Annotated in this window: 13 protein-coding genes; 7 read left to right on the forward strand and 6 right to left on the reverse strand. The window is 68.0% G+C overall.

The annotated features are described in order from the left end of the window. Nucleotides 1-457: 457 nt before the first annotated feature. Both AB0H49_RS27265 and AB0H49_RS27270 read left to right on the forward strand, forming a co-directional pair. Nucleotides 458-1,453: a beta-ketoacyl-ACP synthase 3 gene (locus AB0H49_RS27265; RefSeq protein WP_355002115.1), complete on the forward strand. Its 996-nt coding sequence runs from the start codon at nt 458-460 to the stop codon at nt 1,451-1,453. A 38-nt stretch (nt 1,454-1,491) separates the two neighbouring features. Then, nucleotides 1,492-2,484 (forward strand): AvrD family protein, encoded by a 993-nt coding sequence (locus AB0H49_RS27270; RefSeq protein WP_355002116.1) that lies wholly within the window; start codon nt 1,492-1,494, stop codon nt 2,482-2,484. A 29-nt stretch (nt 2,485-2,513) separates the two neighbouring features. Here the strand turns inward: AB0H49_RS27270 and AB0H49_RS27275 are convergent, their stop codons facing one another. Next, a complete protein-coding gene (locus tag AB0H49_RS27275) occupies nt 2,514-3,098 on the reverse strand; it encodes a TetR/AcrR family transcriptional regulator (RefSeq protein ID WP_355002117.1) in 585 nt (194 codons plus the stop codon). Between the two features lie 129 nt (nt 3,099-3,227). On the opposite strand from AB0H49_RS27275, the gene AB0H49_RS27280 reads away from it, so the two are divergent. The 4 genes from AB0H49_RS27280 to AB0H49_RS27295 are packed head-to-tail and all read left to right on the forward strand — an operon-like array spanning nt 3,228 to nt 6,981. Continuing rightward, the gene (locus AB0H49_RS27280; RefSeq protein WP_355002118.1) at nt 3,228-3,854 is read left to right on the forward strand and encodes a hypothetical protein; all 627 of its coding nucleotides are present in this window, start codon (nt 3,228-3,230) and stop codon (nt 3,852-3,854) included. 40 nt (nt 3,855-3,894) lie between these two features. Continuing rightward, nucleotides 3,895-5,502: an MFS transporter gene (locus AB0H49_RS27285; RefSeq protein ID WP_355002119.1), complete on the forward strand. Its 1,608-nt coding sequence runs from the start codon at nt 3,895-3,897 to the stop codon at nt 5,500-5,502. 2 nt (nt 5,503-5,504) lie between these two features. After that, nucleotides 5,505-6,173: an HAD-IB family hydrolase gene (locus AB0H49_RS27290; protein WP_357255537.1), complete on the forward strand. Its 669-nt coding sequence runs from the start codon at nt 5,505-5,507 to the stop codon at nt 6,171-6,173. 19 nt (nt 6,174-6,192) lie between these two features. Continuing rightward, nucleotides 6,193-6,981 carry an AAA family ATPase gene (locus tag AB0H49_RS27295; protein ID WP_357255539.1) on the forward strand — a complete coding sequence of 263 codons (789 nt, stop codon included), beginning with the start codon at nt 6,193-6,195 and terminating at the stop codon, nt 6,979-6,981. Between the two features lie 119 nt (nt 6,982-7,100). Here AB0H49_RS27295 and AB0H49_RS27300 read toward each other — a convergent pair whose 3' ends face one another. After that, nucleotides 7,101-7,661 carry a LysM peptidoglycan-binding domain-containing protein gene (locus tag AB0H49_RS27300; protein WP_357255541.1) on the reverse strand — a complete coding sequence of 187 codons (561 nt, stop codon included), beginning with the start codon at nt 7,659-7,661 and terminating at the stop codon, nt 7,101-7,103. Between the two features lie 168 nt (nt 7,662-7,829). On the opposite strand from AB0H49_RS27300, the gene AB0H49_RS27305 reads away from it, so the two are divergent. Next, entirely contained in the window at nt 7,830-8,282 is a 453-nt protein-coding gene (locus AB0H49_RS27305; protein ID WP_357255543.1) for a hypothetical protein, read from the forward strand. A 185-nt stretch (nt 8,283-8,467) separates the two neighbouring features. Here AB0H49_RS27305 and AB0H49_RS27310 read toward each other — a convergent pair whose 3' ends face one another. The 4 genes from AB0H49_RS27310 to AB0H49_RS27325 all read right to left on the reverse strand — a co-directional run bounded on the left by AB0H49_RS27310 (nt 8,468) and on the right by AB0H49_RS27325 (nt 13,727). Further along, nucleotides 8,468-9,355, reverse strand: coding sequence for a TIGR01777 family oxidoreductase (locus AB0H49_RS27310; protein WP_357255545.1), 888 nt, complete (start codon nt 9,353-9,355; stop codon nt 8,468-8,470). 185 nt (nt 9,356-9,540) lie between these two features. After that, the gene (gene purH / locus AB0H49_RS27315; protein WP_355002226.1) at nt 9,541-11,118 is read right to left on the reverse strand and encodes a bifunctional phosphoribosylaminoimidazolecarboxamide formyltransferase/IMP cyclohydrolase; all 1,578 of its coding nucleotides are present in this window, start codon (nt 11,116-11,118) and stop codon (nt 9,541-9,543) included. A gap of 20 nt (nt 11,119-11,138) precedes the next feature. Next, nucleotides 11,139-11,771 carry a phosphoribosylglycinamide formyltransferase gene (gene purN, locus AB0H49_RS27320; RefSeq protein WP_357255547.1) on the reverse strand — a complete coding sequence of 211 codons (633 nt, stop codon included), beginning with the start codon at nt 11,769-11,771 and terminating at the stop codon, nt 11,139-11,141. Nucleotides 11,772-12,191: 420 nt separating this feature from the next. Then, on the reverse strand, nt 12,192-13,727 hold the full coding sequence (locus AB0H49_RS27325; protein ID WP_357255549.1) for a DUF6350 family protein: 1,536 nt from the start codon (nt 13,725-13,727) through the stop codon (nt 12,192-12,194). Between the last annotated feature and the right edge of the window lie 88 nt (nt 13,728-13,815).

A 13,815-nucleotide genomic window follows, 5' to 3' on the forward strand; every position in this document is an offset into this window, starting at 1 on the left:
GTTCTAACCCACACAATCCTGCGGCGGGGTGAACTCTGGCGGGGGCCCGGCCCCCGCCCGGGGCCCGCCCCGCACCCCCCCCCCCCCCCCCGCCGTTGTCGTATCCGGTCACCTAGCTCGAGACACACCCGACCCCCCTCGATGGACAATCCACAGCTATCGATCGAGCAGGCCGTTTCAACCGGTCCGAACTCGGCATACATTGCACCTGAACCTGTTTCCGCAGGTGCAAATCACTCGATTACTAATCGGTAGTTAATAGCTGGCGATCAATATCGAAGCGCTTTGTGACCGACCAGTAGTCGAGCGATGTCAACAGTCTATGAAAAAACGTGACCTTCGTCACAACATGCCGTTATACAGGCGTTATAGCAATGTGATCTAATTCCCGAATTCTGACCGGGTGATACATTGATGCATACAGAATTGATGCATTCACCTTTCGGGGGTGGGAAGTATGACGGCTTTACAAGCCGGAGTTTTGATGATCGGATCATACCGGCCCGATCGAATTGTTTCCAATTCCGACCTGGCCCCCGAATTGGGTGTCGACGAAGAGTGGATAACCACGCGGACCGGAATTACCGAACGTAGATACGCCGGAAATCACGAGACAGTAATTTCGATGGCCGCGACGGCCGCGCGAAGAGCGCTCGACGCCGCCGAAATGTCCGCTCGACAAATCGATGTCCTCATGCTCGCGACGTCGACCCATCTCAACAACACTCCGGCCGCCGCCGCCATAGTCGCCGCCGAACTCGGCTGCGCGGGACCGGCGGCCTTCGACATTTCCGCGGGCTGCTCCGGCTACGCGCACGGCATCGGACAAGCCGCCGCACTCATCAACGCAGGTCAAGCCGACAACATTCTCGTCATCGGGTCGGAAAAGTTCAACAACGTCATCGATCGTGACGACCGTTCGGTGGGACCGATCTTCGGTGACGGCGCCGGCGCCGCACTCGTCGGCCGCACGGAATCCGGCCACATCAGGCGCACCGTATGGGGTAGCGACGGCACCCGAGCCAATCTGATCCGCCAGGAACCCACCTGGGAGGAATTGCGCTGCGCGCCGACCACGACGGCACCTCCGACTCTGCACATGGAGGGGACCGAAGTATTTCGCTGGGCGACCGGCGAGGTGCCCAGAATAGTATCCGAAATCGCGCATGCCGGCGGTATCACCCTCGCCGACGTAGAGGTATTCATCCCGCATCAGGCGAATTTGCGAATCATCGACGGGGTTGCTCGCAAACTCGGCTGGCAGGACGAATCGGTAGTGATCGCAGACGACATCCGGCGGGCCGGAAACACTTCCGCCGCCGCCCTGCCGCTGGCGATCGACGACCTGGTGTCTTCGGGCCGCGCAAAGCCGGGACAACTTGCACTGCAAGTTTCTTTCGGCGCCGGTCTGTCGTATGCGGGACAGGTTTTCGACCTGCCCCAGGTTGCCTGAACCGAATTGCTCGATCGCTCTTCGAAAGTTGCTCTGCCATGACCGTTTCTTTTTCCAGCTACGACGAACCCCTCGGACCCCGGTCCGATCGATACTTCGGTGAAGGTTACAAAAAGGTCAGCCCCGAGCTGGCCGACCTGCAGATCCGCCGCTCCACCCAGCTCGGCGCCAAGCACACCGGTGTGGCGCGGCTGAGCTACCCGGCCGCCTGGTCGACCAAGAAGCACCGCGAGCTGGTGCCGCACGTCAGCAGCGTCGACACGATCATGCTCGCCGCCTCCCTGTGCGACGCCTCGATCACCCACTCCCGGGACCTCGGCCCGGCCGAGTCGTCCCGCATGTGGGTGCGCCAAGCGGCCGTGCGGGCGGGCGCCGCACCACACGAGGATCTCGACAACATCCCGGTCGAGGCCGAGATCACCACCACCACCGCCGCGGAGGACGCCGACGAGATCGAGACCGCGTTCAAGTTCCGCGTCGGCAACCTGACCGGCACGCTGACCATGGTGCACCCCGTCGGTTCGGGCGCGCTGGACGTGCCGGGAACCGATCACATCGCGCAGCTCAGCGACATCTACGGCCCGGCGCCGCACTACTACCTCAACGGCGTCAAGGACCACACGCTGACCGCCGCGGACCTGATCGTGGACGAGACCGCCACCCGCATCAACAGCAGGCAGCGGGTCACCACCGGTGTCGAGGGCGGCTACGTCGGCGCGGAATCGGCCTACTGGGATTCGGTCTCGCCGATCGACGCCATCGTCGGCGCGGCGCAGCTCTCCCAGATCCTGCTCTACGAAATGGACGGACTGGACCGGCGCAACAGCAACACCCTGTGGATGCGCAAACTCGAGTTCGTCACCGAGGGGCCGCGCCGCCCCTCGAACGAACCGTTCGACGGCACGGTGGAGATCCGGCGCACCTCGACCATCGACCGCGGCGGCCAGCGCTGGCGCAGCGCGGATCTTCTGATCAAGGAGTTCCAGGGCGTCACCGGGTTCTGCCTGCTCGCCCACCAACTGCCCGACTGAGAATGCCGGGCAACAGAATTCGGTCCGTCTCACTCCGATTCCGGAGCGTCGAACCCGCAGTCCTGGCCGAGCGCGCATTCCGCGAGCGCGGCCAGCGCGGGGTCGTCGGCGTGTTCGGTGGCGTTCATCGCCAGCAGCGCGTTGAGCAGCATGCCGTTGGCGATGAATTCCCGTGCGCGCTCGGGGTCGCAACCGGTGCGTTCGACCAGCAGGGTGTACAGCGCGGAGACGAAACGCCTTGCGGCGGCGGCGATCTGCGGATGACCGGCGGCCGCGCTGAAGCCCTGCAACAGGACGACCAGCACGTCCCGGTCCTCGACCAGGCTGTTGTAGACCCCGCCGAGGCGTTTCCACACCTCGGGCGACGCGGCGACCTCCGGATCCTCCAGTTCGGCGGCGAACGCGGCGAGCAGGGACTGCACCGCCCGGTCGAAGACCTCCTGGAAGAGGTCGGCCTTGGTGCCGAACATCCGCACCACGTACGGCTGCGAGACCCCGGCCTCCAGCGCGACGACGTCGGTGCTGGTGCCCGCGTAGCCGCCGCGCGAGAACGCTCGGCCAGCGGCCTCGAGAATCATCTCGCGACGCTCGGCCGCGCTCAGTCTGGCCCTCATGTTGACAAGTTATCACTTGATTACTAGATTTTCGATGAACCCGGTGAAACCGCATTTGGCGTTCGCGTATTCCGCTTGCACACAAGGGGATACGCGGAAATGCGGGCACCCGCTATACAAGGACGCCCGATGAAGGATGCACCCGCGCTACGACTGGCCGTGACCGGCGCACCGCGAACGGGTAAGACCACCGTTTGCACCGCTCTCGCGCTGGCCACCGGCCTGGACCACGCGGCCATCTCCACCCACCTCGCCACCCCGGGCGTCGACCGGAGGCTCGCGCCGACGGTCGACGCCGCGGTGCGCGGCTTCGAACAGCGCGTGGATTCCGAAGCCCGGCTGACCTCGGGTTTCGTCTCCGACGGTTCGGTGCTCCAGGAATGGGTGGCGGCCGAGGCGCTGCGGCGAACCCGCAGACTCCGGCGCTGGCTGTGGAACCCGCGCGACCTGCCCTATCGCATCTTCGAGAAGAAGTACCTGCTGGCGCACGGCGGAATCGTGACCCGGCGGGCCAACGTCACCTACGACGGGTTCATTCATCTGCGGATGGACCGGGAATCGGCCACCGAAGGCGATGACCGATACCGCAGCACGATCGACCGACTACTGCTCGACACCCTGCACGAAGGGACCGTCCCCTATCTGGTGATCGGGGGGTCCATCGAAGAAATCGTCACCCGGGTGGCCGGAATGTATCAGCTACCGCAGCTGATGCCGGTGCCCGACGCGGTCTCCGCAGCGTTGCACGCCGCATAACCAACAGCCGTCGCCGCATACCACCTGGAGGGGAATTCCCATGGCATCCGCAGACGCCTTGACCAAGCCACCACAGCGATCGGACAGTGCGATCTGGACGCTGGTCGTCGTCGCGCTGGCGACGTTCATGCTGATGCTCGACCTCACCGTCGTCAACGTCGCGCTACCCGATATCCGCGAAGCCTTCGATTCCACGTTCTCCGCCCTGCAGTGGATCCTCGACGCCTACGCCCTCGGCCTCGCCGCGGTGCTGCTCGCGGCGGGTTCGCTCGCCGACCGCATCGGCCGCAAGAAGGTCTTCGACGCGGGCCTGGTGATCTTCGTGCTCTCGTCGCTGGCCTGCGGCCTCGCGCCGAACGATTTCGTGCTGATCGTCGCCCGCCTCGTGCAGGGTCTCGGCGGCGCGATCCTCTTCGCGGTCGGCCCGGCGCTGCTCGGACACGAGTTCCGCGGTAAGGACCGCGGCATGGCCTTCGGTGTGTTCGGCGGCGTCGCGGGTCTGGCGATCGCGTTCGGCCCGCTGATCGGCGGCGCCCTCACCGAGACCGCTGGCTGGCGCTGGATCTTCCTGATCAACGTGCCGGTGACCATCGCCGCGCTCGCCGTCGGCTACCTGAAGATGCGCGAATCCCGCAGCGACACACCGCCGCCCGTGGACTGGACGGGCATGGTCACCTTCTCGGCCGGTCTGTTCTTCCTGGTGCTCGGCTTCATGCGCGGCGAGCAGGACGGCTGGACCAGCGGCCGGATCATCGGCTGCTTCGCACTGGCGCTCGTGCTGCTCGCGGTGTTCACCTGGCTGCAGATCTCCCGGCCGAACCGCGCGATGTTCGACCTGACGCTGTTCCGCAACCGCACCTTCAACGGCCTGTCCGTGGTGACCGCGCTGTGCGCGCTGTCGGTGATGCCCGCGCTGTTCCTGCTCATCTCCTACGTGCAGAACCTGCTCGGCTACTCCGCCTTCGCCAGCGGCGTGCGCTTCCTCCCGCTGACGCTGCTGCTGTTCGTCGCCGCCGCCATCGCGGGCAGCATGGTCGCCAAGCTGCCGCCGTCCATCCTGGTCGGCGCCTCGCAGCTGCTCATCGCCGCGGGTTTGGTCGCGGTGCTGCTCGTCGAGCCCGGCTCCTCGTGGACCGCGCTGATCCCCGGCATGGTGCTGATCGGTCTCGGCATGGGTGTGTTCAACCCGCCGCGCGCCGCGTTCTCGATCGCGGTCACCAGCCCGGACAAGGCGGGCATGGCCTCGGGCGTGAACGAGACCTTCCAGCAGGCCGGTCTGGCCATCGGCATCGCCGCGGTCGGCGCGTTCTTCCAGAACCGGGTCGGCAGCGCCTTCACCGAATCCGAGGCGGCGCGCACGGTCTTCGGCGACAAGGCCGCCGAGGCGGGCGACGCGGTGGCGGCCGGCGGTCCCGCCGTCGTCGCGGCCGAGGTGCCCGAGTCGGTCGCCGAATCGGTCCGCGCGGCAGCGGAATCGGCCTTCGTCAGTGGCTTGGAGAACGCCATGGTGCTGGCCGCGGTGCTCGCGGCCGTCTCCGGCGCGATCGCGTTCCTCACGCTGCGCAGTCGCGATCTGGACGAGGCCGCGCTCGCCACCCCCGGCGTGCCGACCGAGGATGCCGACACCCAGCCCGCGCCGGTGGCCTGACCGTGCTGGCGACCAGGCCGCGCTTCGCGTTCACCGACGTGGACCACACCCTGCTGCGAATCAGCACCTTGCAGCACTTCGCCCAGTACTTCTTCGAAGGCACCGGGCGCGGGGAGGTGCTGGCCATGCATCAGAAGCGGATGCAACGCCTGGCCGAGACCGGAGCGGACCGGGAGACGCTGAACCGGAGCTATTACCTGCTCTGGACCGACATCCCGGTCCGCGAGGTCGAGGACAACGCGCGCGCCTGGCACGATCGCGTCCGCGCCGACGGGCTCTACCGCGAGCCCCTCGTGCGGCGGCTCGGCGAGCTGCGCGCGCAGGGCGTGGAGACGGTACTGGTCTCCGGCTCCTTCCGCGCCTGCCTGCGACCGATCGAGATCGAACTGGACTGCGCGGGCGTGCTGTGCACCGAGCTGGAAGAGCGCGACGGCGTGTACACCGGCGCGGTGCGCAAGTCCCTCATCGGCGCGGCCAAGCGCGCCGAGGTGGAAGCGTTCGCGGCCAGATACCCCGAGCACGACCTCGCGGGCGATTTCGGCTTCGGCGACCATCTCAGCGATGTACCCGTACTGGAGACGATCGGCCACCCGGCCGTCGTCCCGGTCGACCCCGCGCTGGAGCGGGTCGCGGCCGAGCGCGGCTGGGAAGTGCTGCGTGACGACCACTGAGCGATCGGAGAAGAAACCCGTGTATCTAGTTGGCGGGCAGCGCCGCGACAGCCTGAAGCTGGCCATCTCGGGCACCTACGGCGTCGGCAAGAGCACGACGACCGAGACGCTCTCGATCGCCACCGGAATCCCGCGTACGCACGCGCTCACCTCTCGTGAGTTGCTGATCGATCTCGCTCCGGGCAAGACGGTGATGGAGCTGAACTCCATCGAGCTGCTGCAACTCGGGCTGCGCCGCTTCGAGGAGCGGGTGCACAACGAATCCGGTGGCGGCTCTTTCATTTCCGACGGTTCCGTGGTGCACGAATGGGTGTACGGCACCGCGCGAATGGCGGTCGGCATCAATCCCGGCGCGGGGCTGCTGCTGCGCACTGTGAAGGCCGCCGCGGGCATCGGGCGCAAGGCGCCGCTGCGGGAGTACACCGACATCATCGGCGACGTCGTCAAAGAGCGGGCCGCCAGGCTCTACGACGCCTATGTGCACCTGCCGGTGGAATTCGAGATGAAGGCCGACGGCCACCGCCCGGTGTCGGAACCGTTCCGCAAGCTCTCCGACGACACGCTGCTGCAAGTGGTGAAGGACATCGGGCTGCCCTATGAAGTGGTGGGCGGGACCGTGCACGAACGGGTTTCGCGGATCATCGAGCTGTTCGACCTGGAGACCGTGATGCCGGTCGACGAGGCCATCGCCGAGGCCAAGCGCCGGGTGTCCGCCGCCACCGAGGTGCTGGAAGAGGACGACCGGTTCAAGGAAGCTCAACGCAAGAAGTCGCTGTGGCGCAAGGTCTCCTACGCCATGCGATACTGACCATCGGCGAAAGCACCACGCGGGCAAGACCCCTCAGACCATTCACGCGAAAGACGTGGGACCCCGAGAGCTAGTCCCGGGGTCCCACGTTGTTTTTCGCAGGCGTAGACGGTGTCCGGCTACGGAATCGTCAGCACCTGACCGGGTTCGATCGCGTCGGGGTTCGGAATGCCGCTGGCCTCGGCGATCTCCTGGTAGCGGTTGCCGTCGCCGTAGAAGCGCTCGGCGATCGCCCACAGGGTGTCGCCCGGTTCCACCGTGTAGGTCTGCGCCGCGGGCTGCGGGGGCGCCTGCTCGGCGGCCTGCGCCTCGGCGGGCTGTTCCTGCTCCGGTGCGGGCAGCGGGTTGTCGGTCTTGGTTTCCGACGCCCACAGCGCGCTGCCGTCGGTGCCGTACAGCACCACGTTGCGGTCGGCCTGCACGACGAGGCGGTCCGCGTCCTTGCCGTTGGTCTCGGTCGACCAGGCGGCGCCCTCGCCCTTGTAGAGCACGAAGTTGCCGTCGTGCTGGAACGTCGCCCGCTCCACACCCTGATCATGAGTCTGAGTGGCCCAGACGACGTTTCCATCCGGCTCCGACAGGACGAGGTTGCCGTCGGATTGCAGAGTGAGGGTGTACGCACCGCCACTCAGGGATTGGCCGAGTGCAAGTTCTTCGCCTACGCGCAGCGTGTCGCCCACGTTTTTCCTTTCGAAGATCAACTGTGCGGAGCATTCGACATCGATGCGGGGCGTATGCCACTTGCCCACATCGGAGCCGAATCTACAGTCGAGTCCACGTCGGTGAAGGCAGTAACGCGCGGGGTTCCAGGAATGTTCACCGGCGCGTCGATCGCTATGGTGGTCGCCATGAATCGCCGCCGCACCAGCCTCGTCATCGCCGCCCTGCTGCTCGGCCTCACCGTCGCGGGGTGCGGTAGCTCGAACGACGATGGCGCGCAACAGAACACCACCTCCGGCGCAACCACTTCCCCGCCGCCCACGCCGAGCGAGGTCGCGCAGCCGCAGGGCCAGCCGTTCATGGCCGATCCGACGATCGTCGGCGCGCACCCGATCCCGTTCACCTCGTGGGCCCGCGTCGCCGACGACAAGATCGCCGTCAACTTCCAGACCGGCGCGCCGGAATGCTACGGCGTGGACGCGGTGACCACCGAGACCGACAAGACGGTCACGGTGGAGTTGCGCGGCGGCACCCGCGCCGACGCCGTCGGCCGGATGTGCGTGATGATCGCGGTGTTCGGCACCATGGAGATCCCGCTGAAGGCGCCGCTGGGCGACCGGACGGTGCTCAGCGCAGCCTGACCACTCAGCGCCGCCTGACCACTCAGCGCCGCCTGACCACACAGCGCGGCCCGGCCACCCAGCGCCGCCTGACCACACAGCGCAGCCCGACCACACAGCGCCGCCTGACGCGGGCGTCGGCTCGACCCGACGCTTGCCCGGCGGTCCGGCCGGACGGTCCGCGCACCACCCCTCGGCGTAACCGCTCAGCGCGTGGCGAAGGTGTACTTCATGGCTTGATCCAGCGTGCTGTGCGTGAACTCGAAACCATTGCCCACCAGCACCTTCGGCACCATCTTGTGCCCGTGCAGCATCTCCGCGCCGCCCTCGCCGCCGATCAGTTTCAGCACGGCGCCGGGCAGCGTCAGCACGGCGCGCCGGTTCATCGCCGCGGCGAAGGCGGTGGTGAACTCGGCGTTGGTGACCGTCTCCGGGGCGGACAGGTTCACCGGGCCGGAGACCGAGAAGGTCAGCAGCCAGTTCACCGCCTCGAGCCAGTCATGCAGGGTGATCCACGGCAGGTACTGGCGGCCGGTGCCGAACTTGCCGCCGAGCCCGAGCCGGAACAGCGGGCGAAGCCGCTCGACGAGCATCGAGTCGGCGGAGAGCACGTTCGCGGTGCGCAGCAGCACCACCCGGACACCGGCGGTGGCGGCGGCCTCGGTGGCCGCTTCCCAATCCCGGCACATGGTGCCGAGGAAATCCGTTCCGTGCGGTGCGAATTCGTCGACGTCCTGATCGCCGCTGTCGCCGTACCAACCGGCGGCCGACGCGTTGAGCAGGACGGGGACGCCGGTCTCGGCCACCGCGCGGGACAGCACCCTGGACGGCACGATGCGGCTGTCGCGCATCTCCTCCTTGTACGCGGGCGACCAGCGCTTGCCGGCCACGGTCGCGCCGCACAGGTTGATCACCGCGCCCGCACCCGCCACGATGCCGCTGTCGAAGCTGGAACCGTAAGGGTCCCAGCTGATCTCGTCCGGACGCACGGCTTCTCGACGCACCAGGCGGACCACATCGTGGCCGTCGTCGTTCAGCTTGGAGACCAGATACTTGCCGAGGAACCCCGATGCCCCGGCGACCACGATACGCATGCGTACATTCTGCACCATGGAAATACTGTTCCGGGGATTCCATACCGGATAATGAGATCCAGACGTCCAGTTCGGTTACCGAAAAGCCTTGCGGCACCGCGGCATCGATTGCTCAGGGGTGCCGGTGAACACGAAAAACGCGGAGAGCGGACCCCTTTCGGGATCGCTCTCCGCGTTCGCTCGGATCAGTGCGCGAAGTGGCGAGACCCGGTGAGGTAGAGCGTCACACCGGCCTCGCGGGCCAGGTCGATGGTCTCCTGATCGCGGACCGAACCACCGGGCTGCACGATGGCGCGGATACCGGCCTGGATCAGTTGCTGCGGTCCGTCCGGGAACGGGAAGAACGCGTCGGAGGCGGCCACCGAGCCCTTGGCCCGGTCCCCCGCGCGCTGCACCGCGAGCTGCACCGCGTCCACCCGGTTGACCTGCCCCATGCCGACGCCGACCGACGCGCCGTCGTGGGCGAGCAGGATGGCGTTGGACTTCACCGCGCGGCATGCGCGCCAAGCGAATTCGAGATCGGCGAGGGTCTGCTCGTCCGCGGGCTCGCCGGTGGCGAGGGTCCAGTTGGCCGAGTCGTCGCCCTCGGCGTCGAGGATGTCGCGCTGCTGCAGCAGCGCGCCGCCGCTGATCGGACGCAGTTCCGCGCCCGCCCGCTGCGGCGGCTCGGCGACCAGGATGCGCACGTTCTTCTTGCGCTGCAACACCTCTACCGCGCCGTCCGCGTAGGACGGCGCCACGATGACCTCGGTGAAGATGTCGGCGACCTGCTCGGCCATCTCCACGGTGACCTCGCGGTTGGCCGCGATCACGCCGCCGAAGGCGCTCACCGGATCGCAGGCGTGCGCCTTGCGGTGCGACTCGGCGATGTCGGCGCCGATCGCGATGCCGCACGGGTTGGCGTGCTTGATGATCGCCACCGCGGGCGCCTCGTGGTCGTAGGCGGCGCGCCACGCGGCGTCGGCATCGGTGTAGTTGTTGTACGACATCTCCTTGCCGTGCAACTGCTCCGCCTGCGCCAGCCCGACCGAACCGCCGTTGTCGGTGTACAGCGCCGCCGCCTGGTGCGGATTCTCGCCGTAGCGCAGCACCGCGGCGCGCTCCCAGCTGCCGCCGATCCACTCGGGGAACGGCGTGCTGGCGGGCTCCTCGGCCACGCCGGGGGCCAGCACGCTGGTCATCCAGCTCGCCACCGCGACGTCGTAGCTCGCGGTGTGCTGGAAGGCCTTGGCCGCCAACGCCGTCCGCTGCGCGAGGGTGAAGCCGCCCGACTTCACCGCGGCGAGCACGTCGTCGTAGTCGCCGCTGTCCACGACCACGGCGACCGACGGGTGGTTCTTCGCGGCCGCGCGCACCATGGACGGGCCGCCGATATCGATCTGCTCGACGCACTCGTCCGGGCTCGCGCCGCTCGCGACGGTCTGGGTGAACGGGTAGAGGTTCACCACCACGAGCTGGAACGCCTCGACGCCCAGCTCGACCAGCTGATCGACGTGCTCCTGCTTGCGCGTGTCGGCGAGGATGCCCGCGTGCACCCTCGGGTGCAGGGTCTTGACCCGGCCGTCCAGCGTCTCCGGGAACCCGGTCAGCTCCTCGACCTTGGTCACCGGGATGCCCGCGTCGGCGATCTTGGCGGCCGTCGAACCGGTGGAGACCAGCTCGATGCCCGCCGCGTGCAGACCGGTCGCGAGCTCGATGAGCCCCGTCTTGTCGTAGACGCTCACCAGCGCCCTGTTGATCGCCTTGCGATCGGCCGGAACCACGGTCGCTTCGCTACGCTCACTCACTGGCGCACCCGCTCATCTGGAATTACTGCCTTTCGTCCGTCGGAGACAATGCCTCGCGTCGCGACGGCGGCGACAACCTCCGCCAGCAACCGTCGCTCGACAACCTTGATCCGCTCGTGCAGGGAGTCCTCGTCGTCGTCGGGCAGCACCGGCACCGCCTCCTGCGCGAGGATCGGTCCGGTGTCGACGCCCGAGTCGACCAAGTGCACCGTCGAGCCGGTGACCCGCACCCCGTACGCGAGCGCGTCGCGCACGCCGTGCGCACCGGGAAACGACGGCAGCAGCGCGGGATGGGTGTTGATGATCCGCCCGCCGAAGCGGTTCATGAACGCGGGACCGAGGATCTTCATGAACCCGGCCGAGACCACCAGGTCCGGCTCGTGGGCGGCCACCGCCTCGGTCAGCGCGGCATCCCATGCCGTGCGGTCGGGAAAGTCCTTCAGCGCCACCCGGAAATGCGGGACGCCCGCGGCGTCGGCGTGTTCGGTGGCGGCGCAGACACGGTCGACGCCGACCGCGACGATCTTCGCGGGATAGTCGGCGGCGCTCGCCGCGTCGAGGAGCGCGCGCAGCAGCGACCCGGTGCCCGAGGCGAGCACGACTACGGTGGCGGGCGCCGCGGCGGGCACCCACTCGGCATGCGGAGACGTCAGCGCTCTACTCCTGCGTGTCGGTCGGAACGGCGGCCGGATCGGGGCGCCGCCGGAGTAAAGCCTAGTCGGTGGCCTGTTCGTGACTTTCGACCGGTGGCGAGCGCGGCCGAACGCGCGGATGCTAGTGCGTGCCTTCTCCTCCGTCAGGGCTGGCCCGCCGCGACCTTCTCGACCGAAGGTGACCACGACCAGGTACCAGCCGGTGAAGGTGACATTCAGTCCACTACGACCATCCCGACCGAAGATGACCTCCAGCTGGCGTCGGCCGGTGAGGGTGACATTCAGTCGGGACGGTCGGGCGAGTGCGACGAGCCGGGGCCGGTGGGGCTGGTGGTGTTGGTAGAGCTGGCCTCGAAATCGGCGCGGCCGTGCGGCGGTCGTCGACGGGGTCTGCCGCTAGCGCCGGGTGTCGGGGTGGGGGTCGAGGTCGGCGTCGGGCTCGATGACCTCGGCGTCGACGATGTCCGGTGCGGCTTGGCGTGGGGCGGTGGTGAGAGTGGGCGGCTCATCGATGAGTTCGCCGTCGAGGGCTTCGTCGGACTCGTCCTCGTAGAGCGAGTCGTCCTCGTCGTGCGGGTCGTCGTCGTGGTACCGGTCGTCGTAGTACTCGTCGTCTCGGTAGTGGTCGTCGCGGTAGTCGTCGTAGTCGCCGTCCGCGTAGCGGTAGCCGTCGGATTCGTAGTCGTCCGAGTCGTCGTAGTAGTAGTCCGCGTCGGTGTCGTAGTAGTCCGCGTCGTAATCGTCGTCGTAGTCGTAGCCCGGCAGCACCGCGCCGACCGGAGCGATGAAGTACCTGGCGCAGACCAGGCCGACGTAACCTGCCCCGGCCAGCCATAGGAAGCTCACCAAGGCGAAGATCGGCAGCTCCAGCCCGACCCGCCCGAAGGAGCCGAGTTCTCCGCCCGCCAGCGCACCGAGCAGCACGAGCGACAAGGTCGCCACACCGGCGGAGGTCAGGGTCGCCCACGGCGCGGTGCGGCGGTCGCCGGATGTGCGTGCGGCGTCCACGCCGCCGAGCGCGCCGACCGCCGCGGGGATCACCAGCAACACCGCCCACCAGGCCGCCGCCGGTCCGGTCGGCACCGCCGCGATCACCGGCACCGCCGGAACCGGTCCGCCGACCACGCCGAACAGGCCGAGCGAGGCCGCACCGAAATTCGCGCCCGCGCCCATCAGGACGCCGAGCGCGCCGAGCACGACATTCGGCAGGTAGGCCAGCGAGAGCAGCGTCAGACCGATCAAGCCCCAAGCATTTCCGGCGGAGCGGTAGGTATCGCCGACGGCGCCCCAGTGCGCGAGAAACGACACCAGGGTGACCGCCGCGGCGCAGCCGAGCAGGCGAAGCACCGTGCGGCCCGCGCCGTAGACGCCCGCGATCGCCCATTCGGGTGCGCGCAGATCGAAGATCCGGCGTCGCATCCGCAGCGCGATACCGGCGCAGGCAGCGAGTAGGTGCAGGAAGAGGACCCAGCCGAAGGAGGCGAGGCTGTTCGGCGGTTGCAGCGCGACCACGGCGGAGGCGTCCTCCGCGACGGCCAGGCAGACCGCGGTGAGCAGCAGCGGCCCGCCGAGCGCGGCCCCCACCACCCAACCGAGCTCGGTGCGCGAACTGTTCGGCGCCACCGCGTGATAGCACTCCCGCCCTGCCGCGCCGAGCAGCAGCGCGGTCGGCAACAGCGGAAGAAGACCGAGCGTAGTTTTCCCGATCACCAACGGAACCTGGTGCATCGCAAGCCAGCTCGCGGCGATGGCGCCGGAGGCGCCCGCCAGTCCGCTGTCCGCGGCGAGCAATGTGACCAGCGCGAGCACCACGATCGCGCTGAGCGCGAAGGTGGCCGGGCGGGCCGCGACGAGCAGCAGGACGCTGGCGCGTTCCGGGGTGAGGGACAGGAACCCGGATTCGTCGGCTTCGGACGGATGACCGCTACTCATCGGCGATTCCGATGTGTCGGGTTCCCCACCGGTCCAGCGGACGAGAGAGTTCCGTGACGAGTTCATGGCACTTCAGCGTGACACCTTT

Origin of the sequence: Nocardia sp. NPDC050713 (assembly GCF_040654315.1) — a bacterium.
In the GTDB taxonomy this organism is placed as follows: Bacteria; Actinomycetota; Actinomycetes; order Mycobacteriales; family Mycobacteriaceae; genus Nocardia.

Coding starts and splice junctions, on each gene's coding strand:
- AB0H49_RS27265 (WP_355002115.1), top strand. CDS start 458: ATGACGGCTTTACAAGCCGGAGTTTTGATGATCGGATCATACCGGCCC.
- AB0H49_RS27270 (WP_355002116.1), top strand. CDS start 1,492: ATGACCGTTTCTTTTTCCAGCTACGACGAACCCCTCGGACCCCGGTCC.
- AB0H49_RS27275 (WP_355002117.1), bottom strand. CDS start 3,098: ATGAGGGCCAGACTGAGCGCGGCCGAGCGTCGCGAGATGATTCTCGAG.
- AB0H49_RS27280 (WP_355002118.1), top strand. CDS start 3,228: ATGAAGGATGCACCCGCGCTACGACTGGCCGTGACCGGCGCACCGCGA.
- AB0H49_RS27285 (WP_355002119.1), top strand. CDS start 3,895: ATGGCATCCGCAGACGCCTTGACCAAGCCACCACAGCGATCGGACAGT.
- AB0H49_RS27305 (WP_357255543.1), top strand. CDS start 7,830: ATGAATCGCCGCCGCACCAGCCTCGTCATCGCCGCCCTGCTGCTCGGC.
- AB0H49_RS27310 (WP_357255545.1), bottom strand. CDS start 9,355: ATGCGTATCGTGGTCGCCGGGGCATCGGGGTTCCTCGGCAAGTATCTG.
- AB0H49_RS27325 (WP_357255549.1), bottom strand. CDS start 13,727: ATGAGTAGCGGTCATCCGTCCGAAGCCGACGAATCCGGGTTCCTGTCC.